At 61.5% G+C, this 24,245-nt stretch carries 25 protein-coding genes; 12 read left to right on the top strand and 13 right to left on the bottom strand.

The genetic code is table 11. From position 1 onward, the window contains the following. Positions 1 to 13: 13 nt before the first annotated feature. Complete coding sequence (locus tag HPQ62_RS16990; RefSeq protein WP_174803762.1) at positions 14 to 1,510, bottom strand: ABC transporter substrate-binding protein; 1,497 nt, start codon at positions 1,508 to 1,510, stop codon at positions 14 to 16. A 321-nt stretch (positions 1,511 to 1,831) separates the two neighbouring features. Here HPQ62_RS16990 and HPQ62_RS16985 point away from each other — a divergent pair, with 321 nt between their 5' ends. Both HPQ62_RS16985 and HPQ62_RS16980 read left to right on the top strand, forming a co-directional pair. Next, positions 1,832 to 3,016 (top strand): sialidase family protein, encoded by a 1,185-nt coding sequence (locus HPQ62_RS16985; RefSeq protein WP_174803761.1) that lies wholly within the window; start codon positions 1,832 to 1,834, stop codon positions 3,014 to 3,016. A gap of 4 nt (positions 3,017 to 3,020) precedes the next feature. Further along, complete coding sequence (locus HPQ62_RS16980) at positions 3,021 to 4,139, top strand: iron-containing alcohol dehydrogenase (protein WP_174803760.1); 1,119 nt, start codon at positions 3,021 to 3,023, stop codon at positions 4,137 to 4,139. A gap of 106 nt (positions 4,140 to 4,245) precedes the next feature. Here HPQ62_RS16980 and HPQ62_RS16975 read toward each other — a convergent pair whose 3' ends face one another. Continuing rightward, positions 4,246 to 4,980, bottom strand: a complete 735-nt coding sequence (locus HPQ62_RS16975) for a FadR/GntR family transcriptional regulator (RefSeq protein WP_174803759.1) — start codon at positions 4,978 to 4,980, stop codon at positions 4,246 to 4,248. 3 nt (positions 4,981 to 4,983) lie between these two features. Beyond that, entirely contained in the window at positions 4,984 to 6,018 is a 1,035-nt protein-coding gene (locus HPQ62_RS16970) for a four-carbon acid sugar kinase family protein (RefSeq protein WP_342343731.1), read from the bottom strand. Positions 6,019 to 6,257: 239 nt separating this feature from the next. Here HPQ62_RS16970 and HPQ62_RS16965 point away from each other — a divergent pair, with 239 nt between their 5' ends. Further along, the gene (locus tag HPQ62_RS16965; protein ID WP_174803757.1) at positions 6,258 to 7,136 is read left to right on the top strand and encodes a dihydrodipicolinate synthase family protein; all 879 of its coding nucleotides are present in this window, start codon (positions 6,258 to 6,260) and stop codon (positions 7,134 to 7,136) included. A gap of 423 nt (positions 7,137 to 7,559) precedes the next feature. Further along, positions 7,560 to 7,829 (top strand): YjiS-like domain-containing protein, encoded by a 270-nt coding sequence (locus HPQ62_RS16960; RefSeq protein ID WP_174803756.1) that lies wholly within the window; start codon positions 7,560 to 7,562, stop codon positions 7,827 to 7,829. A gap of 177 nt (positions 7,830 to 8,006) precedes the next feature. On the opposite strand, the gene HPQ62_RS16955 is transcribed toward HPQ62_RS16960, so the two are convergent. Continuing rightward, positions 8,007 to 8,588, bottom strand: a complete 582-nt coding sequence (locus HPQ62_RS16955) for an NUDIX domain-containing protein (protein WP_174803755.1) — start codon at positions 8,586 to 8,588, stop codon at positions 8,007 to 8,009. 59 nt (positions 8,589 to 8,647) lie between these two features. Here HPQ62_RS16955 and HPQ62_RS16950 point away from each other — a divergent pair, with 59 nt between their 5' ends. Next, positions 8,648 to 9,406, top strand: coding sequence for a DeoR/GlpR family DNA-binding transcription regulator (locus tag HPQ62_RS16950; RefSeq protein WP_174803754.1), 759 nt, complete (start codon positions 8,648 to 8,650; stop codon positions 9,404 to 9,406). Positions 9,407 to 9,467: 61 nt separating this feature from the next. Here the strand turns inward: HPQ62_RS16950 and HPQ62_RS16945 are convergent, their stop codons facing one another. The 3 genes from HPQ62_RS16945 to HPQ62_RS16935 all read right to left on the bottom strand — a co-directional run bounded on the left by HPQ62_RS16945 (position 9,468) and on the right by HPQ62_RS16935 (position 12,336). Continuing rightward, on the bottom strand, positions 9,468 to 10,841 hold the full coding sequence (locus HPQ62_RS16945) for a glutamate--cysteine ligase (protein WP_174803753.1): 1,374 nt from the start codon (positions 10,839 to 10,841) through the stop codon (positions 9,468 to 9,470). 135 nt (positions 10,842 to 10,976) lie between these two features. Further along, complete coding sequence (locus HPQ62_RS16940) at positions 10,977 to 11,714, bottom strand: 16S rRNA (uracil(1498)-N(3))-methyltransferase (RefSeq protein WP_174803752.1); 738 nt, start codon at positions 11,712 to 11,714, stop codon at positions 10,977 to 10,979. A 157-nt stretch (positions 11,715 to 11,871) separates the two neighbouring features. Continuing rightward, entirely contained in the window at positions 11,872 to 12,336 is a 465-nt protein-coding gene (locus HPQ62_RS16935; protein WP_174803751.1) for an NUDIX hydrolase, read from the bottom strand. Between the two features lie 256 nt (positions 12,337 to 12,592). On the opposite strand from HPQ62_RS16935, the gene HPQ62_RS16930 reads away from it, so the two are divergent. Further along, positions 12,593 to 12,757: a DUF1328 domain-containing protein gene (locus HPQ62_RS16930; protein WP_174803750.1), complete on the top strand. Its 165-nt coding sequence runs from the start codon at positions 12,593 to 12,595 to the stop codon at positions 12,755 to 12,757. A 3-nt stretch (positions 12,758 to 12,760) separates the two neighbouring features. On the opposite strand, the gene HPQ62_RS16925 is transcribed toward HPQ62_RS16930, so the two are convergent. Beyond that, complete coding sequence (locus HPQ62_RS16925; protein WP_174803873.1) at positions 12,761 to 13,666, bottom strand: LysR family transcriptional regulator; 906 nt, start codon at positions 13,664 to 13,666, stop codon at positions 12,761 to 12,763. Positions 13,667 to 13,812: 146 nt separating this feature from the next. On the opposite strand from HPQ62_RS16925, the gene HPQ62_RS16920 reads away from it, so the two are divergent. From HPQ62_RS16920 to glcF, 4 genes are read left to right on the top strand one after another with little or no spacing between them, the layout of a single operon-like run. Further along, a complete protein-coding gene (locus HPQ62_RS16920; protein ID WP_174803749.1) occupies positions 13,813 to 15,249 on the top strand; it encodes an FAD-binding oxidoreductase in 1,437 nt (478 codons plus the stop codon). Then, the gene (gene glcE, locus HPQ62_RS16915) at positions 15,242 to 16,465 is read left to right on the top strand and encodes a glycolate oxidase subunit GlcE (protein ID WP_174803748.1); all 1,224 of its coding nucleotides are present in this window, start codon (positions 15,242 to 15,244) and stop codon (positions 16,463 to 16,465) included. Before HPQ62_RS16920 ends, glcE begins: the two co-directional genes overlap by 8 nt. After that, complete coding sequence (locus HPQ62_RS16910) at positions 16,462 to 16,839, top strand: DUF4870 family protein (RefSeq protein WP_174803747.1); 378 nt, start codon at positions 16,462 to 16,464, stop codon at positions 16,837 to 16,839. The genes glcE and HPQ62_RS16910 overlap by 4 nt, the downstream gene beginning before the upstream one ends. Before the next feature lie 3 nt (positions 16,840 to 16,842). Further along, positions 16,843 to 18,147, top strand: a complete 1,305-nt coding sequence (gene glcF, locus HPQ62_RS16905) for a glycolate oxidase subunit GlcF (RefSeq protein WP_174803746.1) — start codon at positions 16,843 to 16,845, stop codon at positions 18,145 to 18,147. 3 nt (positions 18,148 to 18,150) lie between these two features. On the opposite strand, the gene HPQ62_RS16900 is transcribed toward glcF, so the two are convergent. Then, complete coding sequence (locus HPQ62_RS16900) at positions 18,151 to 19,092, bottom strand: nucleoside hydrolase (RefSeq protein ID WP_174803745.1); 942 nt, start codon at positions 19,090 to 19,092, stop codon at positions 18,151 to 18,153. 104 nt (positions 19,093 to 19,196) lie between these two features. Between HPQ62_RS16900 and HPQ62_RS16895 the strand changes: the two genes are divergently transcribed. Continuing rightward, positions 19,197 to 19,592 (top strand): Hsp20 family protein, encoded by a 396-nt coding sequence (locus HPQ62_RS16895; protein ID WP_174803744.1) that lies wholly within the window; start codon positions 19,197 to 19,199, stop codon positions 19,590 to 19,592. Between the two features lie 79 nt (positions 19,593 to 19,671). Continuing rightward, positions 19,672 to 19,923, top strand: coding sequence for a BQ00720 family protein (locus HPQ62_RS16890; RefSeq protein ID WP_174803743.1), 252 nt, complete (start codon positions 19,672 to 19,674; stop codon positions 19,921 to 19,923). A 74-nt stretch (positions 19,924 to 19,997) separates the two neighbouring features. On the opposite strand, the gene trmB is transcribed toward HPQ62_RS16890, so the two are convergent. From trmB to lnt, 4 genes are all read right to left on the bottom strand, one after another. Next, positions 19,998 to 20,696 carry a class I SAM-dependent methyltransferase gene (gene trmB, locus HPQ62_RS16885; RefSeq protein WP_174803742.1) on the bottom strand — a complete coding sequence of 233 codons (699 nt, stop codon included), beginning with the start codon at positions 20,694 to 20,696 and terminating at the stop codon, positions 19,998 to 20,000. Between the two features lie 8 nt (positions 20,697 to 20,704). Next, positions 20,705 to 21,943 (bottom strand): methionine adenosyltransferase, encoded by a 1,239-nt coding sequence (gene metK, locus HPQ62_RS16880; RefSeq protein WP_174803741.1) that lies wholly within the window; start codon positions 21,941 to 21,943, stop codon positions 20,705 to 20,707. A gap of 179 nt (positions 21,944 to 22,122) precedes the next feature. Beyond that, positions 22,123 to 22,536 (bottom strand): helix-turn-helix domain-containing protein, encoded by a 414-nt coding sequence (locus HPQ62_RS16875; protein ID WP_174803872.1) that lies wholly within the window; start codon positions 22,534 to 22,536, stop codon positions 22,123 to 22,125. 242 nt (positions 22,537 to 22,778) lie between these two features. Then, complete coding sequence (gene lnt / locus HPQ62_RS16870) at positions 22,779 to 24,245, bottom strand: apolipoprotein N-acyltransferase (protein WP_174803740.1); 1,467 nt, start codon at positions 24,243 to 24,245, stop codon at positions 22,779 to 22,781.

Here is a 24,245-nt window from a genome sequence, read left to right as displayed (position 1 = left end):
AGAAGGACAGGTTTCACTTTACGCCGATTTCAGACAGCTGCAGCTGGCTGTTGGTGGCGATCGTGGGCGTGAAGTCCACACTCTCGCCAACCCGGGCAAAGCCGACCATGTGGAACAGCAGCACGTCGGCCACCACATCGTCATGCAGATAGGCAAACAGATCCGACCACAATTCCACGCGGTTCTCGCCGGTTGCCGCCGTTGCCTCTTCGATCAGCTCATCAGCATGCTCATCCGAAATGCCGGACTGGCGGCCATCGGAGTGATATTTGAAGAACATCGAGAACACCGGATCGCCGCGCGAATTGTCGTGCTGCGCGCCGACCAGGATCGGGCCGCGATCCTCGACATAGGGCTTGGAGTAGAACTGCTCGTGCTCGGCAACCTCAACCATCTGAACCTTGATGTTGAAACCGGCGTCGCTCAGCATGCCGCCGATCGCCTCGTAGAATTCCGTCGCGCCCGGGAAGTTGCCGGTGCGGCCGACAAGCAGGATTTCGGTATCGACCGGAACGCCATCGGCCTTCGCCTCTTCAAGCAGGCTCCTGGCGCGATCCGGATCGAACGGCCAGGGCTTCACGTCCGGGTTCCAGCCGAGCGTGGTCGGCACGTTGATCGCGGTTGCGACCTGCGAGCCTTCCGGCAGGATCGTGCCGATGAACGCATCCCGATCGATGGCAAGGTTGAGCGCCTCGCGCACCCGCTTGTCGTTGAGCGGGGCGACTGAATTGTCGACCCGAAGATAGGTGGTTTCCGAGTTCGGATAGGCGTGATCGAGATCGGTGGTCGCATCGATCGCAGAGATCGACGGTGCGATGTCGGCCTCGCCCGTTTCGACCATGGCGGCGCGAACGGCCGGATCGGTCCGGAACACGTATTCGGCGGTCTGAACGGCCGGAGCGTCGCCCCAGTAATCATCGCGCAGCTTGAGCGTGATGCTCTGGCCGGGCGTCCAGTCAGTCAAGACGTAAGGTCCGGTACCGACAGGCTCGCGGGTGAATTCGATCGGCGTTTCGGAAGGAACGATCGTCAACAGCGACAGGAGCAGCGGCAGGATCGGCTGCGCGGGTTCGGACTTGAAGTCGATCGTATGTTCGTCGACGACGGTCGGCGTGATCTCGATGCCATCATAATAACGCGAGATTTCGCAGACGATCTGGTCGCTCTGCGCCCGGTCGAAGGAGTGCTTCACATCCTCGGCATCGAACGTGCTGCCGTCGGAAAAGGTGACGCCCTCGCGCAGGTGGAAGCGCCAGGTATTGTCGTCGGTCATCTCCCAGCTTTCGGCGAGACGCGGCTTCAGGCCCTCGTCGCCCCGGACATCAAGCTCCGTCAGCGTCTCGGAAATGTTCTGAAGCACGATGCGTCCGATGTTGGAACGCGTGGCCATGCAGGGCTCCATCAGATCGGGCTCTTCTCCCAGCACGATCGTGACCGAGGCATCCTGCGCATAGGCGGGGGTCAGCGATGTTGCAAACAACAGCCCCGCAAGCAAACTTTTCTTTTTCATCGATCTCCTCCTCCGAGACATCTGCAGCAAGTGTTGACAACAAGTCGGCGCCGCTGCCGCGCAATCTGCATTGATCATTGCGAACGAAGACGCGGGCACGGCGTCAACGCTTGGCGCGATATTGGTAAAGTTGGCAATGTTTGTCAAACAGGTTCTCGAACTAAATCCATTCAAGTCCCATCACTTTCCGATAAACATATGTTATATATATATTTTTATATGAGAGTTCTTCAATCGACTCCTAACTTTACGAAAATTCCAACTTGACAACTTGTCAACGCCGCTGCTTTTTAGGCCCGAATGAAGCGGAGGAGCAACAGGATGTCGCCCGAGGAAATCGCGCGTGAGATGACAGGAAAGCTGAGGCCGCGGGAGGGCGGCATGGAAGCTGTCCTGCCCTCGCCCACCGTACAGAACCACGCCGCGTTTCTTGCGCGGCTTTCAGACGGTGCGCTGGTGGCGGCCTGGTTTGGCGGCAGCCTGGAAGGAAAGTCCGACATCTGCATTCACGCCGCGCTGCTCGACGAAGGCGCCGACACATGGCTTGCGCCGACGCAACTGACGGATGATCCCGACCGCTCGGAACAGAACCCGGTGGTTTTCGCAGCGCCCGATGGCCGGCTCCTGCTGTTCCACACCAGCCAGCCCGCGGGCAATCAGGATGAATCACGCGTCTTCATGCGCGTTCTCGCGCGTTACGGCGACAGGCTGATCGCAGGCGAGAAGCAGGATACCGGCCTTCCGCCTGGCACCTTCATCCGGGCCGCACCTTTCGTCCGCAATGACGGGGTATGGTGCCTGCCGCTGTTTCGCTGCAATCCGCGCCCCGGCATCCGCTGGACCGGCGCCTTCGATACCGCAGCCCAGGCCGAGAGCGCCGATGGCGGCAAGAGCTGGACGGTGCGCGAGGTTCCGCACTCGGAAGGCGCGGTGCACATGTCGCCCGTCCACCTTGAAGGCGAGGCCATGGCGGCCTTCTACCGCAGACGCCAGTCGGATTTCGTCCACCGCTCGGAAAGCAGTGACGGCGGCAGAAGCTGGTCGGCACCGGCTGCGACCGATGTGCCGAACAATAACAGCTCGATCGGCGTCGCGCGGCTTGGCGACGGCAGCGTCGCCATGGTCTGCAATCCCGTTTCCGCCGCCATGTCGCCATCGCGCCGGGCCTCGCTCTATGACGAGCTTGAGGGCGAAGATGACAGGCCGGAAGCCGACGAGGGCTGCAAGCCGATCTGGGGCGTCGAGCGTGCGCCGCTGAGCCTCTGCCTGTCGAGCGACGGCGGAAAGACATTCCCGGTGTCGCTGATCATCGAAAACAGCGCCGGAACCTGCCTGTCGAACAACTCGCTCGACGGCAAGAATCAGGAGCTTTCCTATCCGGTCGTGCTTCCACGCGCCGATGGAGGCCTCGACATCGCCTACACCCTTCACCGGCGCGCCATCCGCCATGTGCGGCTCTCCGCTGCCGCCGTTGCCGATCTGGCAGCACAACTTCCAAGGACGTGACATCATGAACAATATAGACCGCCCCATCACGCTCCATCAGCCCAAGCGCCTGGAAGTCGGCGTTGGCACCGCCAGCCGTCTCGGCGCCTTTGCCGAAGGCGCTAAGCGCGTGCTCGTCATCGCTGGCGGCCCGACCGCGCAATATGTCGACCGCCTCGGCCTTTCCGGCGATATCCGCGTCTATGCCGATGCACCACCGGAGCCCGACGTTCCGGCCTTCAAAGCGGTGCTCGAAGCCGCGCGCGAACACGAACCCGACCTTGTCGTCGGCCTCGGTGGCGGCTCGGTCCTCGATGTCGCCAAGCTGACGGCAGCGCTCTGGAACAGCGATCAGTCGCTGCATGATGTCGTCGGTCCGAACAAGGTGCATGGCCGCACCACGGCGCTGGCCCAAGTCGCGACAACCGCCGGCACCGGCTCGGAAGCCGGCATCCGCGCGCTGGTGACGGATCCTGAAACCAAGTCGAAGCTCGCCGTCGAAAGCCCGCACCTACTGGCGGATATCGCGATCCTCGATCCGGAACTCACCTATTCCGTACCGCCCGCCGTCACCGCTGCCACCGGCATCGATGCGCTTGCCCATTGCGTGGAAGCCTTCACCAATATCAAGGCGCATGAGCTGATCGACGGCTATGCCCGCCTCGGCATCGGCCTGATTGGCAAATATCTGCGCCGCGCGGTCGAAAACGGGACCGATGCGGAAGCGCGCGCCGGCATGATGCTCGCCTCCTATTATGGCGGGATCTGTCTCGGCCCCGTCAACACGGCTGCGGGACACGCGCTTGCCTATCCGCTCGGCACGCGGCTTTCGCTCCCGCACGGTCTCGCCAATGCGATCATCTTTCCGCATGTCCTGGCCTTCAACCAGTCGGTCGCCGCTGACAAGACCGCCGAGATTGCTACCGCCCTCGGCCTTGAAAACGGCGCGTCCGGCGTGCGCGATGCGGCTTACGGCTACTGCGAGAGCCTTGGCGTGGAGATGCACCTTGAAGCCCATGGCGCACAGCTTGAAGACCTGGAAGGCTTCGCCGGGGAAGCCCATGCCATCAGGCGCCTGATGGACAACAACCCGCGGCCGATGGACGTCTCAGACGTTCACGGGCTCTACAAGGACGCATTCTGACCAAGGAGTGCATTCTGTTCGGCAGGCGGGCGCGCAGTCCCCGCTTACACCCACGGCATGGAGGGCGGCCACCTGGCCGCCGCCCCGCACCTCAAATGACCATTCCCTAAAGCGAAAGATCAAACAGCCCGCCGCCGAACAGGCGCTCGCGGGAATGTTCGATATGGCCGCGCATCATGGCGCGGGCCTTGTCCGGGTCGCGATCGCGGATTGCGGTATAGATGGCGCGGTGCTCGGCCAGCACCTCCTCAAGCGCTGCCGCCCCATCGGACATCAGCGATTCGCCGTGGAGCTTCATGCCGACATAGATATGCTCGCGCAGCGCCTTCAGCGTCTCTTCGTAATACTGGTTGTTGGCGGCCTGCGCGACCGCCTGATGAAAGGCAAAATCGGCATCCTCGCGGTGCAATTGCTGACCAGTCGCATCGGAAAGCAGGTTGAGCGCACGCTCCATCTGCCCGAGCGCCGCATCATTGCGCCGGCGCGCGGCAAGGGCCGCCGCATCGGTCTCCACCGTCAGGCGGAATTCATAGCAGCGCTGGATATCGGCAATCGTCTCCACTGGCGTATAGCCGAGCGCCGATTCGCGCTTGATGCGGACGAAATTTCCCGCGCCCTGACGCGAATAGATCAGGCGCTCCTCCCGCAGGCGTTCGAGCGCCACCCGAAGCACAGGCCTTGAGACGCCGAACTTCACGGAGAGGTCCTTTTCGGCCGGCAATTTCTCGTTGGCGCCGTAGTCGCCGCGCATAATCCGGCCGCGCAGCGCTTCATAGACCTTGTCTGAAAGCGAGGTGCGCCGGGAGGCCGGGGCATTGTCTGCCGGGTTCGTCATGGACATCTCTTACGCCTCCTCAAAAGCACCGCCGGAGCGAAGCGCTTCGTCATAGAGCTCTTCCAGCAATTCGGGACTACCAAACCCGCCGGATTTTGTCACGATTTGTAAGGTCTGCCATGGACCGGACGCCAGACTGACCGGGAGACCCGGCCGAAGCTCCGAGAGAACTTGTAAAGTGACAATACCAAGATCATCGAGAATGGCATTGGCGCTCTCTCCACCCGCAATCAGCAGCATGGACGGTTTCAGCCGGCGCACCAGCGCACCGATGCTCCTGCCAAAGCGGGCGGCGGCGGTTGCGCCATCAAGACCGCCACCGCCATCCGTCATCGTCACAACTGCCGGGAGCGCAGGTGACGCCGCAGCGTCAACCAACCCGTCCGGCGCCTCAAGCACGCTGACGCGCTCTGCGATCCGCGCGATCTGGGCAAGGGTGATCGGATCGCGCGAGCCGTTGACGATCAGCATATCCGCCGGAAGCGCCGGTACCGCCGGGCCGCCTGCATCGGCCCGGGCGAGCGCAAAGCTCAGGCCCCGCGCCCCGACCCACAGCGCGCCCGCAGGCGCTGCGGCGATCGCGGCATCGAAGTCTGCATCGACAACCACATCCGGGACGTGAACAGGCATGGCAAAGCGGGCGGCCACATCGATGGGCTGCGCCACCCCGGAACCGGTGAGCCTGCCGCTTTCAACCGTCCGCCCCATGGAGGGAATTGCAGGGGCCGCGATGACCTGCGGCGGATCGAGCGCCTTGCACAGAACCGTCATTTCGGCATCGATATTGCCCTTGAGCCGGGAATCCACCTTTTTGATCACCAGATCGAAGCTCTTGAGCGGCAGCGGGCGCAGCATGGCCTCGACACGACGGGCCGCTTCTCCGGCGCTGCATTCCCTGCTGCCGCTGGAAAGCGCTATGACATCGGGGTGCTGCGCCAGCACGTCGCCGAGCGCATCGGCGCGCCGTGCCAGGACCACACTGCGCCCAGCCATGGCGAAGGCGACACTGGAGTCCAATGCGCCGGTAAGATCGTCGGCAAGAATGAGAACTTTGCGAGCCAGGGCGCGTCCCTCAATGTTGTAACATTAGTAATGCCATCAATTTTTCAGAAAAAATGACATAATTACAAGGGAAAAATCAAAAACAGCGATTTATAGGAGCAGATTGTTGAAACTTATTTACCTATAAGTTAGTGATGGTTTCACCGGAACGGCTGGATGCCCGTCGCGACATCCCGGCCACGATATGGAGTGCCGCAGCCGGTGCGGTGGGGAGAAATTGCATGAACAAGGAAGCCTTCGTCGCCCTCGTGGCCTGCTTCAACGAGGACGAAACGATCAATTACGCTGCCACCCGCGCCCAGGTGCGCCGGCAGGTCAGCGCCGGCAACAACATCATGTGTGCCGGCACCAATGGCGATTTCTCCGCCCTCACCTTCGAGGAAAAGGTCCGCCTCTGCGGCGAGGTCGTCGATGAGGTTGACGGCAAGGCCAGGGTCATCGTCAATGCGGGGATGCCGGCTACCTTCGAGACCGTGGCGCTGGCAAAGGAATTCGACCGCATCGGCGTCGATGGCATCGCCGTGATCACGCCCTTCTTCATCGCCTGCACCCAGGACGGGTTGGTGCGCCACTTCACCAGCGTTGCCGATGCCGTATCGACGCCGATCTACCTTTACGACATCCCCGCGCGGACCCAGAACCATATCGAGCCCGAAACGGCGCGCCAGCTTGCAAGCCATGGAAATATTTCAGGGATCAAGGATTCCGGCGGCGCACAGGAAACGCTCGAGGCCTATCTTGAAGTCGGCAGATCGGAACCGGGTTTCGATGTCTATTCCGGGCCGGACCAACTCGTCCACTGGGCGTTGACGAACGGCGCACGCGGCTGCATTTCCGGCCTCGGCAATGTGATGCCAGAAGTGCTTGCGCGCATTGTGGCAAGCGTCAACGCAGGCAATGACGCCGAAGCCCGCGCTGCCCAGGAAACCTATGCGGCGTTTCGCACGGATCTCTACAAGCTTGGCTACCCGCCTGCGCTCGTGAAGCGCGCGCTCTATCTGCGCGACCCCTCGGTCGGCCTTTCCAGGCAACCCGCGCTGCTGCCGGACCCAGAGCAGGACCGTGCGATCGAGGCTATCCTCGCGAAATACGATCTATAGCCGGCGCGCCCGATCAAAGGCTTCCGGGAGGCCCCGATCGGGGTTGGCGACAGAAATTTTCATGGCGATGCGGCGCTGCCGCATCGCCTTCTTCATGCGCGCACATGTCGATCACCCGATTAAATCGTTTTGAGCATGAAATAATCGATCGTTGTGGCCTGCCTCCGTCCCGCCATCGCAACACTTCACCGTAATTGATGTTTGCCATCATAAACATTCGTTAGACTGATCAGTAAGACGAGCGCATCTTGCCTCCCAAGGACGCAAACGAACACCTGCGACGAACACCGGCACAGCCTGACAGGAATCGGGTGGCTGCCGGTTGAAGTTTGAGGTTTCTATGCGTGAAAGGGAGGCGATGGCGCCTCCCATCGCAAGGCGTGGGGAGCCCAGAGGTGGTCCGCACCCACAAAGGAGGCGACAATGTCGTTGATTGAAAGGACGTCCGCGAGCCGGGCCGGCATACAGCATTCCCTTTGGGCCAGCATCAATGCGATCGTTGATGCGGCAAAGCGTTTCACGAAAAACCGAATTGCCGTGCGCTACATGTCGGAAATGGACGATTCGCTTCTGAAGGACATCGGCCTGTCACGCTACGATGTCGAGCGCGCCTATATGGCGCCGGCGTCGGAAGACCCGATGGAAGAGCTCAAGAGAGCGGCCGCGAAGCGCTCGGCGCGCATGTATATCTGAACAACACCCGCCGCATGCTGCGGCGGGCCTTGCCGTCGGCATGACGGCAGCTTCGAGCTTGGCGTTTTTGAAACCCGCAAGTCCCAACCGCGGCAGGATAAAGCGTCATTTTCCCCGCAGGGTGGTTCAGCCTTCACTCTGCATTTTGCCCGGGAACCTTTGTGTTTCCGGGCTTTTTTATGCCCTGAGCAGCTTCAATGCGAGATGCTGCAGCAAGATGACCGTCTTGCCATCACGAATTTCGCCGCTGTCGATCATCGCCAGCGCCGCATCAAGGTCGATTTCCATCACGCCGATATCTTCCCCCTCTTCCAGCGTGCCGCCGCCCTCGCCCACCCTGTCTCCGTCGGTGTAGGTGCCGTAGAAAAACGCCAGATACTCGCTGACAGAACCGGGACTCATATAGATGTCGAAGAGATGGGAGAGGTTCGACACCTGAAAACCGGTTTCTTCCATCAGTTCCGCGCGCATGCGCTCTTCAGGTGCAGCGCCTTCCAGAAGACCTGCCGGCGTTTCCACGAGCGAGGGAACATTGCCGTTGATAAAGGCGGGCAGACGGAACTGCCGGGTCAAGAGCACGGTCTGGCGATCGGGATTGTAAAGCAGGCAGGTTGCGCCATTGCCGCGGTCATAGACTTCGCGCGTCTGACGGCGCCAAACGCCATCGCTGTGCAGCAGATCGAATTCATACTTCGTCAGCTTGCCCCAGTCATTCGCCAGAACCGCCGTCGAAATCAGCTTGAAAGAGTCGTCCATCATCAGGCCTCTGTTAATTCGTGCAGTTTCGTGTATTTTCGTGCAGAGTCAAGGAGAGATTGATGCTTGTTGAGGAACGCAAATCCCGTTTACTGGCCCTGCTTGCCGAAACCGGCCGCGTCGTCGCAAGGGATGCGAGTGAGGCCATGGGCGTATCGGAGGACACGATTCGCCGGGACCTTCGTGAAATGGCAAAGGAGGGCCTGCTGAAACGGGTTCATGGCGGCGCGATGCCGCTTTCGCCCGCCACCGCTCCATTCGCGCACCGCCGCAACATTGCGGATGACGACAAGGGCCGAGTCGGAAAGGCTGCCGCGGATCTTGTGGAAAATGGACAGCTGATCTTTCTGGACGGCGGCACAACCGCGATTGCGGTTGCCCAGGCGCTGCCGGAAACGCTGAGCGCAACGGTCATCACCCATAGCCCCAATGTGGCGGTCGAGCTGATGCGGTGCCCTAACATAGAGATCGAGATCGTTGGCGGCAGGCTGTTTCGCCATTCGGTGGTCACCACCGGCGCGGCGACCATGTCATGGCTTTCCCGCTTTCGCCCGGATATCGCCTTCATCGGCGCAACAGGGCTGCATCCGGATCATGGCATTACCACCGGCGACAGCGAGGAGGCCGAGGTAAAGCGCGCCGTGATCGGCCATTCCGGTGCCAGCTATATCCTCGCCTCACGGGAGAAGATCGGCGCAGTATCCTCGTTCGTGATTGCCGGCTTCAGTGAGATCGACGGCGTGATCACGGTCGCGGGTGCAGAGAAGGCGACGCTCGAAGCGATCAGGGCTGCGGGCCCTCAGATCATCGAAACCGTCTAAGATCGTTCAATACGGACGAGACTCCAGGCGACCGCGACACTGCCCAACGCGCAGCGTCCACTCAGTACTGGAATTCCTCGAACAGCGGATCGACCGAGCCCTTCCAGCGCCCGTGATAGAGCGACAGCAGATCTTCGGCGAAGGTCGTCTTCTTGGCGACGATTTCATCGAGCGGATTGAGGAAGACGCTTTCGTCCTGACCGTCGCTGTTGAGATTGCCACGGGATTTCAGGCCCTTGCGGGCGATCGCGACGACATCGCGGGCAATATCGACGAGGCTGCGCCCACCGAGCTCCGCCTTCAGCGCAAGCCGCGGAACCTCGTCGCGCAGACGGTGGATATCGGCAATCGCCCAGTCCGCCGTCAGCTGCTCGGCCTCGTCCATCGCGCCGTGATCGTAAAGCAGGCCGACCCAGAAGGACGGCAGGGCGCAGATGCGCCGCCAGGTGCCGCCGTCGGCGCCGCGCATTTCCAGGAAGCGCTTCAGCCGGACATCGGGAAACAGCGTCGAGAGATGGTTGGTCCAGTCGCCCATGGTCGGCTGCCACTCCGCGATCTCGCCCTTCAGCGCCCCATTCATGAACTGGCGGAAGGTGATGTCGGTACAATCGCGGTAGCGGCCATCGCGGATGATGAAATACATCGGCACGTCGAGCGCCCAGTCGACATAGCGCTCGAAACCGAAATCCTCGCCGAAGGCGAAATCGAGCAGGCCTGCGCGGTTGTTGTCGGTGTCGCGCCAGATATCGCCGCGCCAGGACAGGAGGCCGTTGAGCTTGCCTTCGGTAAAGGGCGAAGAGGCGAACAGCGCGGTGGAAAGCGGCTGCAGCTTCTGAGACAGCGCCATCTTGCGGCGCATGTCGGTCTCGGAAGAGAAATCGACATTCACCTGGATCGTGCAGGTGCGGTACATCATGTCGAGACCCTGGGTGCCGACCTTCGGCATGTAGCGGGTCATGATGTCATAGCGGGATTTCGGCATGCGCGGCGTTTCCGCGCGCGTCCATTTCGGGCTGCCGCCAATGCCCAGGAAACCGATGCCCATGGGCTCGGCAACGCCGCGCAGCACGGCCAGATGTCGGTTCGACTCGCGGCAGGTTTCATGCAGCGTCTTCAGCGCGGCGCCGGAAAGTTCGAACTGTCCGCCGGGCTCCAGCGAAATCGCGCCCATGCCGGAAGGCTCGGAAAGACCGATGATATTGTCGCCATCCATGATGGCGTCCCAGCCGAGCTTTCCCTGCATCCCCTTCAGGATTGCCGAGATCGACCGCTCACCCTCATAGGGCACGGGCGAATTGTCGGCCTTGAAGAACGGGAATTTCTCATGCTCGGTCCCGATGCGAAAATCGGACTCGGGCTTGCAGCCGGCTTCAAGATGTTCAACCAGCTCCGCCTTCGCGGTAATCGGTGTCCCGTCGGACGTATCACGGGCCATGCAAGCTTCCTCGTTATTCCAGCACGCACCCGAAACGGGCGCAACTCGCTCATGGACCGTATCCAAGGTCCGATCAAGTCAATTTCTTTGATTGGCTTATAAACGCCCCGCGATCACGTTTGGTGCCGCACGCCCCTAGCGCCAGTCGCCGATTGTTGCCTGGATGACGGCAAGCGCTGCGACAGCCGCGGTATCGGCTCTCAGAATTCTCGGACCCAGAGGGATCGCCGTGACGAAGGAAAGTCCGCGCAACAGCGCCCGCTCCTCTTCCGAAAAACCGCCCTCGGGACCGACGATCAGCGCCAGCTTCTCAGCTTCGACCGCCCTTAGCGCATCGATAGGGTTCTGGCTTTCCGCCCCCTCATCGCAGAAGATCAGATGCCGGTCGGCAGGCCAGGCATCGAGGATATCCTCGAGCCGCTGAGGTTCGCGAAGCTCCGGCACGCTCAGCACGCCGCACTGTTCGGCAGCCTCGATGATATTGGCTTCCAGGCGCTCGCTCTTGGCAGGCTTGCCCTGTACGTGGCGGGTCATGACCGGCTGAATGATGCCGGCCCCCATCTCCACCGCCTTCTGCACCATGTAATCCATGCGTCCGGTCTTGAGCGGCGCAAACAGGTAATGAAGGTCGGGCCGCGCAGGCTGGGGACGGGTCTGCTCCACCGCGACGAGGGTGATCTTCTTGCGCGTCGGAAAGGTCACCCGCATCAGCCATTCGCCATCCCGCCCGTTGAAGGCGAGAAGCTCAAGCCCTTCTTCGGCGCGCAGCACATGGGCGAGATAGTGGAACTGGTTCTTGTCGGCCTCGATCTCGGCGTGAGCGCCAAGATCGGCTTCGAGAAAAAGACGTTGCAGGCGGTAATTTGCGCGCATGGGCAAGGCTCGTGAAGGATCGTATCGAATGAAGAAACACGCGCGCCATCTTCGGCGCATCGGTGTTCTTGCACGGCAAGGCGGGGCGGAGCAACCATCGGCGGTTTTGCAGGACAGGCACGACAAACGCGGCGCCGCGAAGGCGCAGGCGTTGCGCTCAGGGGCTGATGCTGCCCGCGAAATCCATCAGCAGCGTTTTCAGCTCATACTCATCGACCATTTCCGCGGCCTGCTCCGGCGTCGCCCATTTGCGCACGCGTTCATCGCGCTCGGGAAAGCGTGCCTTCGCCTTGCGGACCAGCAGCGGAAACAACTCAACCACACATGGCACGGCCGACCCATCGTTGAGGCGCTTCAGGTAGCGGAAATTGCCAACCGGCTTGTCGGAAATCCTGCCCTTGATACCGGCTTCCTCATAGGCCTCGCGCTCGGCCACTTCATGCGGCGCCTTGTTGGCCATCGGCCAGCCTTTCGGCGTCACCCAGCGCCCGGTATCGCGGCTGGTGATCAGCAGAACCTCAATGGTTTTCTTCTTCTTGGACTTGGCCAGACGATAGCAGAGCGCTGCATACTGCTGGCGGGCCTCAGCCTCGCCGTCAGCCGGATTTTCACCCTTGGCCATCCTCTTCCTTCCGCCGAATCACAATCGCCAACCAGGGGCGCCATTCACAGGATCGTATCTTGTAACACGAAGTTGCATTCGAAATTTTACGGGCGCGTGAAGATTTTGTGAAATTCGTTTGCACGCGCGGTCAAACGAAGGATCGGCCGCGCACGGGCCATATGTCAAGCCCTTCGTGAGGGTGGGGAACTTAAAGGCGTTCGCCACCGTTGTCTGGCATAGCTATTGATTTTGCTAATATTCGAAAGGCCACATCATGCTTCACTGGATTCTGATTCTGCTGATCATCGCAGCCGTCGCCAGCCTTCTGGGCTTTCGCGGAGTTGCCGGCGTTTCCGCCGGCATTGCTAAAATCCTGATCTTCGTCGTTCTTGCGGTTCTCCTGATTGCACTCCTGACCGGCATACTGGTGGTGGCCTGACGTCTAGGATATGGCCCGATCCCAGTAAGGGGTCGGGCCGTAGAGCTCTGCAAGAAAGTCGATGAACAGCCGCACCTTGGCGGGCAAGAAGCTGCGCGAGGCGTAAACCGCAAAAAGGCCGACATTTTCCGGGCTGCGGTACGCGGGCAAGACCTGGACCAGATCCCCCGTCGCAAGCGCAGGTCCGATATCCCAGCTTGAGCGCAGCGCGATCCCCATGCCTGCAAGCACAGCCTCCCGGACGACCTCGCTGGAATTGGTCGCAAGCCGACCGACCGGTCGAAAGGTGACCGGTCCCTCCGGACCCTCCAGCTTCCAGGGCTCGCCATTATGGGCGGGAAGGCAGAGATGGCCTTCCAGCGCCTTCAGGTCCCCGGGTGCCCCATGACGCTCTACATAGCCGCGCGATGCGCACAACACCCGGCGCACCGGCGCAAGCTTTCGGGCAACCAGCGTCGAATCGGCGAGATTGCCAATCCTGATCGCCAGATCGAACCCGTCGGCAACGATATCGACAAAGGAATCGCTGAGGATGAGTTCGATCTCCAGGCCTTCATGCGCATTCATGAAAGCGGCAAGATGGGGCGCGACGTGGAGCCTGCCGAAGGAGGTCGGCGCCGAAATCCTGAGCCTGCCGCGCACCGCCGAGGCATGACCTTCCACAAAGGCCTCGGCCTCTTCCATACCGGCGAGAACCGGAAGCAGGCGCTCGTAAAATCCGCGCCCGGTTTCCGTCAGCGTGACCATCCTTGTGGTTCGCTGGAGCAGCCTGACCCCAAGCTGCTCTTCCAGACGGCGGATGCTTTTGGATATCACGGCGGGCGAAAGCCTGAGCGCCCTGCCCGCCTCGCTCATGCTCCCGGTCGAAGCGACCTCGGCAAACACTTCCAGATCCTGCAGATTTTTCATAATCACCACGATTATTGCCGCACCGGAAAAAGTGTTAGCATTTGTCTCCCTGCCAAGCCAATGTTAGAGAGTGACCTTGCGGGTGACGATCATATCCCTTGTTTTTGCGCGACGCCTGATGGCCGGTCGCGCTCTGGAGGCCACCATTGACAGGCGCAATCGCATTTCGCGCACCTGATGCCGGCATTCTGGCACGGCGGGACGCGATCATTTCAGACCTGAAGGCCCTGCTGCCGGCCGATGCGCTGGTGCATGAGCCGCGCGAACTGGTGCCGTTCGAGACCGATGCCTTTCTCGCCTATCACCGCGTTCCGCTTGCCGTCTGTCTGCCGCAGACAACGGAAGATGTCGCGCGCGTGCTGCGCTATTGCCACGAAAACACCATTCCCGTCGTGCCGCGCGGCGCCGGAACCTCGCTTTCGGGCGGCGCGATCGGACAGGAAGATGCGATCATACTCGGCCTGTCGCGGATGAACCGTATTCTCGATATCGACCTGCCCAACCGGGCTGCAGTCGTCGAGGCCGGCGTCACCAATATCGCGATCTCGGAAGCGGTGACCGCGGAAGGCTTCTTCTATGCGCCCGATCCAAGCTCCCAGCTTGCCTGCACGATCGGCGGCAATATCGGCATGAATTCCGGCGGCGCGCACTGCCTGAAATACGGCGTCACCACCAATAACCTGCTCGGCGTCAAGATCGTCCTGATCGACGGTACGATCATCGAGCTTGGCGGCAAGATGCTTGACAGCGGCCATCTCGACCTGATGGCGCTCGTCTGCGGCTCTGAAGGCCAGCTCGGCATCATCACCGAGGCCACGGTGCGCCTGCTGGCAAAGCCTGAAGGCGCGCGCCCTGTTCTGTTCGGCTTCCCGACGTCTGAAAGTGCGGGCGCCTGCGTGACCGATATCATCGCCGCCGGCATCATTCCCGTCGCGATCGAGTTCATGGACAAGCCCGCCATCGAAATCTGCGAGGCCTTTGCCCATGCGGGCTATCCGCTCGATGCCGCAGCACTTCTGATCATCGAGGTAGAAGGATCGGAACAGGAAATGGAAGCGATGCTTGCGAGCATCATCGCGATTGCGGAAACCCATGGCGTGATGGCGATCCGCCGCAGTCAGTCGGCAACCGAGGCAGCGCTGATCTGGAAGGGTCGCAAGTCCGCCTTCGGCGCCACCGGCCGCATTGCCGACTACATCTGCATGGACGGCACCGTGCCGCTCAGCAAGCTCTCCTATGTGCTGAGACGAACGAGCGAGATCACCGATCGCTACGGCCTCAGGGTCGCCAATGTGTTCCACGCCGGCGACGGCAACATGCACCCGCTGATCCTCTATAACATCAACGACCCGGAGGATGCCGCCCGCGCCGAAGAGGCAGGATCCGAAATCCTGAAGCTTTGCGTGGAGGCAGGCGGATGCCTGACCGGCGAGCATGGTGTCGGCATCGAGAAGCGTGATCTGATGCGCTTCCAGTATGGCGAGGCCGACCTTGCCCAGCAGATGGCGGTGCGCGCGGCCTTCGATCCCGCCTGGGTGCTGAACCCGTCCAAGGTGTTTCCTCTGGAGGGGCGCAATGACTGAGCTTTTGACGCCCGACACCGAGGCCGAGGCCGCCGCGATCATCGCCAGCCATTTTGAGACCGGCACGCCGCTGCGTCTTTGCGGCGGCAATACCCGCACCGGTTTCGGCAATCCGGTCGAGGCGGCAACCACGCTTTCCGCCCGAGCGCTTTCCGGCATCGTCGCCTATGAGCCCGCCGAAATGGTGATGACGGCGATGGCCGGCACGCCGGTCGCCGAGATCGAGGCGGCCCTTGCCGCAAACGGCCAGTACCTCGCCTTCGAGCCCATGGACCATCGCGGCATCATGGCCACGTCAGGCACGCCGACAATCGGCGGCGTGTTTGCCGCAAATGTCTCCGGCCCCCGCCGGTTTGCGCTTGCGGGTGCCGCCCGCGACCACCTGCTCGGCATCCGCTTCATCAACGGATGCGGCGAGACGGTGCGTGCCGGCGGACGCGTGATGAAGAACGTCACCGGGCTCGATCTCTCAAGACTTCTGGCCGGCTCCCACGGCACGCTCGGTTTTCTGACAGAGGTGACCTTCAAGGTTCTGCCCGCCCCCAAGGCATCTGCAACGCTGATCGTCTCGGATCTTGCCGAGGAGGACGCAATCAGGCTGATGGCGGCGGCGATGGCGCTTTCGGTTGAGGTATCGGGTGCCGCCCACCTGCCCTACAGCGTGCGCTCCGCTTTTCTCGATGGCCGGCTGACGGGTGACAGCGCCACCTGCCTGCGGCTTGAGGGCCTGCCTGCTTCGGTGTCGGCGCGCCTTGAAAAGCTTGTCGCCTACGCCGAACACTTCGGTCCGCTTGCGCGGCTCGGCGATGACGACACGAAGACGCTGTGGCGCGAGATCCGCGATGTCGCTCCCTACCAGGACGGATCGCAGCGTCCGCTCTGGCGTGTCAGCGTCACGCCGTCGGTCGCAGCCGATCTCGTCGGTACGATGCGGCTTGGGGCGGCCGTCGATGCGTTTTACGACTGGCAGGGCGGACTGATCTGGATGCGCATGGATGGCCCAGCCGAGGATAAGGCGCTGCGCAGGCTGATTGCCCATCACGGCGGCGGACATGCAACGCTGATGCGCGCCGATCCGCAGACCCGCGCCGAGACCCCCGCCTTCGAGCCGCAGCCACCCGCAGTTGCGGCGCTTGAAGCCCGCATTCGCATGAAACTGGACCCGAAGGGGATTTTCAGCCCCGGCAAGATGGCAAGACAGGAGATGACCGCATGAGCGATCCGCAATACGAGCCGCCCAAGCGCTTCGGCGACGGCTGGATGGACCCGACCCGCAACAACATCATCCTGATCTATATCCTCTATCTGGTGAGCTTCCTCGTGGTCGTCGCCAGCGTCATCGGGCTGATTTCCGCCTATATGAACCGGGGCAAGGCCGAAGCATGGCTCCAGACGCATTACACCTGGGCGATCCGCACCTTCTGGATCGCGCTTGCGATGGCGGTCGTCTCGACGATCCTCACCCTGCTTCTGATAGGCTTCGTCGGTTTCATCGTCACCGGCGTCTGGGTGATCGCCCGCGTGCTGGTCGGCCTGCAGAAGGTTACCCGCAACGAACCGATTTCAAATCCTCAGAGCTGGCTGATCTGATCGATGCAAACCGGTTTTTCGCTCGCCCAGCTTGCCGATCCGAAGGTCGCAGAAGCCGAATCCATCCTGCGCAAATGCGTGCATTGCGGCTTCTGCACCGCCACCTGTCCGACCTATGTGACGCTTGGCAACGAGCTCGACAGTCCGCGCGGGCGGATCTACCTGATCAAGGACATGCTGGAGAATGACCGGCCGGCGGACAGGGAAACGGTTACCCATATCGATCGCTGCCTCTCCTGCCTTTCCTGTGTCAGCACCTGTCCTTCCGGGGTCGATTACATGCATCTGGTCGACCACGCCCGGGTCCATATCGAAAAGACCTACAGGCGTCCGGCGCTCAACCGCTTCACCCGCGCCGTGCTGGCAGCGGTCCTGCCCTACCCCGCCCGTTTTCGCGCAGCGCTCGGGCTCGCCCGCCTCGGCCGGCCCTTCGCCGGGCTTTTCTCGGGCAGCGAGGCGCTGAAGCCGTTCGAGGCCATGCTGAAGCTTGCACCGCGCCGCCTGCCTGCCCGCTCACCGGTCTCCAGCCCCGGCGCGCACGAGGCAAAGGGCGAACGGCGCGGCCGCGTGGCGCTTCTGACCGGCTGCGCGCAATCCGTTCTCGATCCTGCGATCAACGAGGCCACCGTCCGCCTCCTGACCCGGCTTGGCATCGAAGTGATCGTGCCGGAGGGCGAAGGCTGCTGCGGCGCGCTGGTGCACCATATGGGCCGCGAGGAGCAGGCGCTTGCCGAAGCCCGCCGCAATGTCGATGTCTGGACCCGCGAAGCCGATGCCGGCGGCCTTGACGCCATCATCATCACCGCGTCCGGTTGCGGCACCACGATCAAGGATTATGGCCACATGCTCGCGCTTGATCCCGCCTATGCCGAAAAGGCGGCGCGGATTTCGGGGCTTGCAAAGGACATTACCGAATATCTTGCAACGCTTGGGCTTGAGGACCAGCCGCGAAAGAACATCACCGTCGCCTATCACTCCGCCTGTTCGATGCAGCACGGCCAGCAGATCAAGGCCGTGCCGAAGCTGCTGCTGGAAAGCGCAGGATTCGCCGTCAGGGAACCTGCGGAGGGACATCTCTGCTGCGGCTCAGCGGGCACCTACAACATCATGCAGCCGGAGATTTCGGAGAAGCTGAAGGCCAGGAAGGTCAGGAACATCACGGCCCTCAAGCCCGATGTGATCGCCACCGGCAATATCGGCTGCATCACCCAGATTGCGAGCGGCACAGCGACACCGATCCTGCACACGGTCGAATTGCTCGACTGGGCCCATGGCGGACCGCGGCCCGAAAAGCTTTCGGGCCGCTGAAGTTCAAAGCCGCGACAGCCGCTCGGTCAGAAGCGCGAAGAACCCGTCGGCATCGGCCTTGCCGATGACGAGCGCATTCGGCTTGCGATCGGTCACCCGCCACCAGTCGATCACGGTCGCACCGAGCGTCAGCTCGGACTGGGTTTCGATCTCGACATTGCAGTGGCGGCCGGAGAACAGTTCCGGCTTGACGAGATAGGCCGTGACCGTCGGATCATGCAGCGGTCCGCCATCGGAGCCGTATTTCTCGACATCGAAGCGCTCGTAAAACCGCAGCATCGCGGCGATCGCCTGCGCGGCCGGACGGCCGATGGCATCGATGCGGTCGACGCGCTCCTTGAGGCAGAGCAGCTGATGGGTGACGTCGAGCGGCATCATCACGATCGGGATACCCGAGCGGAACACGATCTCGGCTGCTTCCGGATCGACATAGATGTTGAATTCTGCGGACGGCGTGATGTTGCCGCCCTCGAAGTAGCCGCCGCCCATCATCACGATTTCCTGCACCCGCCCGGCAATATCGGGGGCCTTTTCAAGCGCCGTGCCGATATTGGTGAGCGGTCCGAGCGTGCAGAGCGTGACCGTCTTTTCCGGCGCGCTGCGCAGCGTCTCGATGATGAAATCGACGGCATGGCCATCGGCAAGCGCCATGGTCGGCTCGTCAAGCTCGGGACCATCGAGGCCGGTCTTGCCGTGCACATGCTCGGCGGTGATCAGCGGGCGGCGCATGGGCTTGTCGCAGCCGGCAAAAACCTTGATGTCGGAGCGGCCGGAAAGTTCGCAGACGATCCGGGCATTGCGTTCGGTCTTGTCGAGCGGCACATTGCCGGCGACGGCTGTGATCCCCAGAACCTCGATCTCGTCCTCGCTTGCAAGCGCCAGCATGATCGCGGCTGCGTCGTCCTGACCGGGATCGGTATCGATGATGATTTTGCGTGCGCTCATTTTCAAACCCCAACTGAATATGGATGCCTTGTGAATGGACACCGGGCCGAGGATTGTCAAGGCGAACCGGACTTGGCAAACTGGTGCGAAAAGACGGAAGCCCCATGCCCAGAATTGACCTCAGATTCGATCCACGTCTCGCCAGCACCATGAACGCCATGAAGGGTGCGTCCGGCTATCCCCCCTTCGATGTTGCCTGGTTTCCAGGCAATGGCGAGGCTGGCTTCCTGCGGCTGACGCTTGCCGTTGCCGGCTTCAGCGAAAGCGAGCTCGATGTCGTGATCGAAGGCTCGGTGCTGATCGTCAGCGGCCGGGCGGAAGAGCGCGAGGAAGGCGAATATCTGTTTCGCGGCATTGCCGGACGCCAGTTCCGCCGCCAGTTTGCGCTGGCCGACGGCATGGAAGTGATCCGCGCCGGGCTCGAACGCGGATTATTGTCGATCGACCTCGCTCACCGCCCGCAGGAGGTACGAAAAATTAAGATTTCCGTTTCACAATAGGACTGTAAAAACACGGGCTTCCGGACTTCTGCGAAGGTTTGCCCTGATTTCCAGTTCTCTTTTCTCAGGAAGCGGCTTCATGAACATCCAGGGCACGGAACGGTCCCTCGAACATCTCGCAGAATTCGGCGCCGGCAGGATCGGCTATTACCGCGAATTCGACCGCACCGAAGCGCTCCGCCATTTTCCCGATGCTGCATCCCTGAAGACCGCGGACAAGCTCTGGGCGCTGTTTTCCGCCGATGGAACGCTGCTGCTTCTCACGGAAAACCGCACCAGCGTATTCTTCAAGGCGATGGAAGACGATCTGAAGACCGTTACCCTGCACTGAAACGATGCGGCCGCGTGATCGGCCGTTTGCCGCATCTTCCAGAGCCCGTTTCCAATCCCGTTTGACGCGTGCGCCTATCGCCGCACGAAGGTCAAATAGGCACTGCCCCGCCCCTCGCGGCGCGCCTTTGCTTCATAGCGCGTGCTCGGCCAATTGTCGTATGGCGTCAGCCAGTCCGCCGCGGTTTCAGCCTGCCACTCAAACCCGCCATGCTGCTTGCAGTGAAGCAGCGTCCAGTTGACATAGCTGTCAATGTCCGAGGCAAAGCAGAACAGCCCGCCCGGCTTCAGCACGCGATAGAACCGGTCGAGATTGGCCTTGGACACGAAGCGCCGTTTCCAGTGCTTCTTCTTCGGCCAAGGGTCGGGATAAAGCAGATCGATCTGGTCGATCGAGGCATCCGGCAGCCAGTCGAGAACATCGACCGCATCATCATCATAAAGCCTGAGATTGCCGGGTATGGCCTGATCCACCCGCCCCAGCATCTTCGCCATGGAATTCACGAAGGGCTCAATGCCAATGAAACCTGTAAACGGGTCCTCGACGAGGCGGTGAAACAGATGCTCGCCGCCGCCGAACCCAATCTCGAGCCGCACCCGCTTGACGGGCGTCAGAAAGAGATTGCGAATATCAGCTGGCGCTTGCGATGCCGGGTCGACGGCAAGCTCCGGCAGAAGCTTGTCGAGATTGCGGGCCTGGCGCTCGCGCAGTGGCTTGCCCTTGCGGCGGCCGAAAAACGCCCGCCCCGTCTGGTTCTGGCTCTCGTCACTCACGGGTTCGGTCAATCCTTCAGCGCTTGCTTCAGCGGCTTGACGAGATCCAGACGTTCCCACGAGAACGAACCGTCGCGGCCTGCCTTGCGGCCGAAATGGCCGTATGCAGAGGTCTTGGCATAGATCGGCTTGTTGAGGTCGAGGTGACGGCGGATGCCGGAGGGCGAAAGGTCCATCACGGCACGGATCGCCTTTTCAACCTGTTCTTCCGTCACCTTGCCGGTCCCGTGCAGATCCACATAGACGGCAAGCGGCTGGGCAACGCCAATCGCATAGGCAAGCTGGATGGTGCATTTTTCGGCGAGATTGGCCGCAACCACATTCTTCGCCAGATAGCGTGCGGCGTAGGCTGCCGAGCGGTCCACCTTGGTGGTGTCCTTGCCCGAAAACGCGCCACCGCCATGGGGGGCTGCGCCACCATAGGTGTCGACAATGATCTTGCGGCCGGTAAGGCCAGCGTCGCCATCCGGACCGCCGATCACGAACTTGCCGGTCGGGTTGATGTACCAGACGCAATCATCGGCGATCGGAAGATCTCCCAGCGCCTCGCGGATATACGGCTCGACAACGCTGCGGACCTTCTTCGAATCCCAGCTTTCATCGAAATGCTGGGTCGACAGCACGATCGAGGTCACGGCCGCCGGCTTGCCATCCTTGTAGTGCACCGTCACCTGGCTCTTGGCATCGGGGCCGAGCTTTGCGACCTCGCCCTCGCCCGCCTTGCGGGCTTCGGAAAGGGTCTGGAGAATGCGGTGGGCATAATAGATCGGGGCCGGCATCAGATCCGGCGTCTCGCGGCAGGCAAAGCCGAACATGATGCCCTGGTCGCCCGCACCCTCGTCACCCTGACGATCGGAAGCATTGTCGACACCCTGTGCAATGTGGGCGGACTGGGCGTGCAGCAGCACATCGATGCGGGCCGTCTTCCAGTGAAAACCGTCCTGCTCGTAGCCGATGCTGCGGATCGCGCGGCGTGCAGCGGTCTTGAAACGGGAGGGATTGACGATCTCCTTGCCGTTCTTGTCAAGCTTCATCAGGCTCGGCGGCAGGCGGACTTCGCCTGCAATGACCACGCGGTTGGTGGTGGCAAGGGTTTCGCAGGCAATGCGCACGGACCAGGGATCGACACCGGTTTTCACAGCTTCGCGATAAACCAGATCCACGATCTCGTCGGAGATACGGTCACAAACCTTGTCGGGATGGCCTTCGGAAACGGACTCACTGGTGAAGAGATAGTTTGCACGCATCGGGATTCCCCTCATAGAAATTGTCCCGATTTTGATAAACGCTTCATACCGTCCTGACAAGCGCACAACGATATCAGCATATCTTTATATCCGTGCCGTAAGCCGGATTTCAACACGAGTGTTTGACCCGAGGAGAGCGATTTGCTCTCCCCACACTGCGTCAAAATCCAGCCGTCAGGTCAGTCTGCTTCCGCTGCGAGCGACTTCACCAGATCGACGAGCTTGCGTCGAACCTTGGCGTCGCCGATCTTCACAAATGCGCGATTGAGCTGCAATCCCTCGGAGGATGAGAGGAAGTCGACCACATAGCTGGAGCTCGAAGCCTCAGCCATTCCCGAAGCGCCGGCGCCCTGTTCGCCTGGTGCGTCCTCGAAAAAGAATGAGACCGGGACATTGAGGATGGTCGAGATATTCTGCAGCCGGCTTGCGCCGACGCGATTTGTGCCCTTTTCATATTTCTGGATCTGCTGAAAGGTGATGCCGAGGCTCTCGCCCAGCTTCTCCTGGCTCATGCCCAACATAGTACGGCGCAACCTGATCCGACTCCCGACATGAATGTCGATGGGGTTCGGCTTCTTCTTGTTTTCTGTCATTTTTCGTCCTGTTTTTTTGACCCGGCAAGGATATTCCGCGCCATGCCGGAGAGCCATCAAGCCCTGCGAGTAAGGCGATAAAAAGCCATAGTTGAATGCCAGGTGCTTTCACTATGCAATTTTGTAGTAATGCGGTCAATTACGCCCGAAACCTAAAACCATTAGATGAGTAAGGTTTTGCTAATTGAGAAATTGGTGTGGCAATTTTGCTCGACAACGTAAATTTGGAACGTTACGATTTTCTAACGAAGCCTGAGTATTCCATCCAATATTGCACGCTCGTCAAACGGCGCTCTCTCGATGACGCGACCGCGTGAATCGACGATCGCGGTGATGCCGTTCTCCCCCACGCGCACCAGAGGCCTGCCTGCCTCTACCGCTCTCAGCCTTGCCTGCGCAAAGTGTTGAAAAGGGCCGGGCGTCCGGCCGAACCAGGCGTCATAGGTGATGTTGACCAGTGCCGACGCGTTTTCCGTCTGGTTGTCGATAAGGCGCGGGAAGACCGCTTCGTAGCAGATCAACGGATAGAGCGTCAGCCCGTCCGGCAGATGCAGGAGCCGCCTGTCCTGAACCGGAACGTAACCACCTGGTAACGTTGTAATCGCGTCCAGCCCGATCGAGCGGAAAAAATCCTCGAACGGAAGATATTCGCCGAAAGGAACGAGGTGGGTCTTTCCGGCAACAGAAATCGTGGCTCCGGCATCGTCGAGAGCGTATATGGCATTGTAAAACTGCGGCCAGCCATCGGGTTTCCGGCCTGCAAAACTCGCCGCCCCCAGCATCAGAGACTGGCCGGGCTGCAGCAATTCGCCAATGGCGGTGCGCGCATCGTCGCGTGATTCGAGGGTGAAGGGCAGCACGCTTTCCGGCCAGATGATCACCTCCGGAGGCAGTTCGCCCTCGGCCGGCGGTTGACCGGACAGTGCCATCAGCGTGGCAAATACCTCTTCGCGCCCTTCCGGCGTGCTCCAGTCCATGTCGCCGAAGGCTGGCTGGACCAGTCGGACACGGACGCTTCGCCCTCCTTCCGGCTCATCCATGCTGAGCCTCTGCCAGCCATAGCCGAGATCGAGAGCAACGAGCGCAGCCGCAAGCAGAAGCCCGACGGCCCTTCCCCGCGATGCGGCAAGAAGCGCCGGGCTTGCGAAGACATAGACCGCAAGCCCGCACATGACATAGAGACCGGCGAGCCGGATCGACTGCATCAGCAGCGGCACAGGCATCGCCGTATAAGCGATCGCGTTCCAGGGAAAGCCGGAGGCAAGATGACCACGCAGCCATTCGGCCGCCACCATCGCGATGGAAAGCGCGACGATCCTGAGCGATCCAGGCCGCCAGAAAAGCGCAGCCGCGGCACCTGCAAGGCCGTAGAATACGGCAAGGCCTGCCGGGAAAGCGAATACGGCGAGCGGCAGCGCGAAATAGGCGCCATCCTTCCAGATCGCAACTCCCAGCCACCACAGGCCGAATACGAAGTAACCGAAGCCGAACCACCACAAGCTGCCGAAACCGGCCGCAAGCCTTCCCCGCACGGGTTTGCCGGGCACAATCCCGTCCATGATCAGCACCAGGACCGGCAAGGCGATGAACATCACGGGCAGCAGCCCGTAAGGGGCGAGCGCGAAGGTTGCGAGCGCGCCGGCGCCGAACAGCCAGCCGCGACGCGCCCAGCCGTTTAGGTTTCCAAGATAGGCTGAAAGCCGTTGCAA

Source organism: Martelella limonii, from assembly GCF_013344475.1.
GTDB lineage: Bacteria > Pseudomonadota > Alphaproteobacteria > Rhizobiales > Rhizobiaceae > Martelella > Martelella limonii.
The sequence above is the reverse complement of the archived record's forward strand: the minus strand, read 5'-3'. Positions and strand labels throughout refer to the sequence as shown.

Coding starts and splice junctions, on each gene's coding strand:
- HPQ62_RS16990 (WP_174803762.1), bottom strand. CDS start 1,510: ATGAAAAAGAAAAGTTTGCTTGCGGGGCTGTTGTTTGCAACATCGCTG.
- HPQ62_RS16985 (WP_174803761.1), top strand. CDS start 1,832: ATGTCGCCCGAGGAAATCGCGCGTGAGATGACAGGAAAGCTGAGGCCG.
- HPQ62_RS16980 (WP_174803760.1), top strand. CDS start 3,021: ATGAACAATATAGACCGCCCCATCACGCTCCATCAGCCCAAGCGCCTG.
- HPQ62_RS16975 (WP_174803759.1), bottom strand. CDS start 4,980: ATGTCCATGACGAACCCGGCAGACAATGCCCCGGCCTCCCGGCGCACC.
- HPQ62_RS16965 (WP_174803757.1), top strand. CDS start 6,258: ATGAACAAGGAAGCCTTCGTCGCCCTCGTGGCCTGCTTCAACGAGGAC.
- HPQ62_RS16960 (WP_174803756.1), top strand. CDS start 7,560: ATGTCGTTGATTGAAAGGACGTCCGCGAGCCGGGCCGGCATACAGCAT.
- HPQ62_RS16955 (WP_174803755.1), bottom strand. CDS start 8,588: ATGATGGACGACTCTTTCAAGCTGATTTCGACGGCGGTTCTGGCGAAT.
- HPQ62_RS16950 (WP_174803754.1), top strand. CDS start 8,648: ATGCTTGTTGAGGAACGCAAATCCCGTTTACTGGCCCTGCTTGCCGAA.
- HPQ62_RS16945 (WP_174803753.1), bottom strand. CDS start 10,841: ATGGCCCGTGATACGTCCGACGGGACACCGATTACCGCGAAGGCGGAG.
- HPQ62_RS16940 (WP_174803752.1), bottom strand. CDS start 11,714: ATGCGCGCAAATTACCGCCTGCAACGTCTTTTTCTCGAAGCCGATCTT.
- HPQ62_RS16935 (WP_174803751.1), bottom strand. CDS start 12,336: ATGGCCAAGGGTGAAAATCCGGCTGACGGCGAGGCTGAGGCCCGCCAG.
- HPQ62_RS16930 (WP_174803750.1), top strand. CDS start 12,593: ATGCTTCACTGGATTCTGATTCTGCTGATCATCGCAGCCGTCGCCAGC.
- HPQ62_RS16925 (WP_174803873.1), bottom strand. CDS start 13,666: ATGAAAAATCTGCAGGATCTGGAAGTGTTTGCCGAGGTCGCTTCGACC.
- glcE (WP_174803748.1), top strand. CDS start 15,242: ATGACTGAGCTTTTGACGCCCGACACCGAGGCCGAGGCCGCCGCGATC.
- HPQ62_RS16910 (WP_174803747.1), top strand. CDS start 16,462: ATGAGCGATCCGCAATACGAGCCGCCCAAGCGCTTCGGCGACGGCTGG.
- glcF (WP_174803746.1), top strand. CDS start 16,843: ATGCAAACCGGTTTTTCGCTCGCCCAGCTTGCCGATCCGAAGGTCGCA.
- HPQ62_RS16900 (WP_174803745.1), bottom strand. CDS start 19,092: ATGAGCGCACGCAAAATCATCATCGATACCGATCCCGGTCAGGACGAC.
- HPQ62_RS16895 (WP_174803744.1), top strand. CDS start 19,197: ATGCCCAGAATTGACCTCAGATTCGATCCACGTCTCGCCAGCACCATG.
- HPQ62_RS16890 (WP_174803743.1), top strand. CDS start 19,672: ATGAACATCCAGGGCACGGAACGGTCCCTCGAACATCTCGCAGAATTC.
- metK (WP_174803741.1), bottom strand. CDS start 21,943: ATGCGTGCAAACTATCTCTTCACCAGTGAGTCCGTTTCCGAAGGCCAT.
- HPQ62_RS16875 (WP_174803872.1), bottom strand. CDS start 22,536: ATGACAGAAAACAAGAAGAAGCCGAACCCCATCGACATTCATGTCGGG.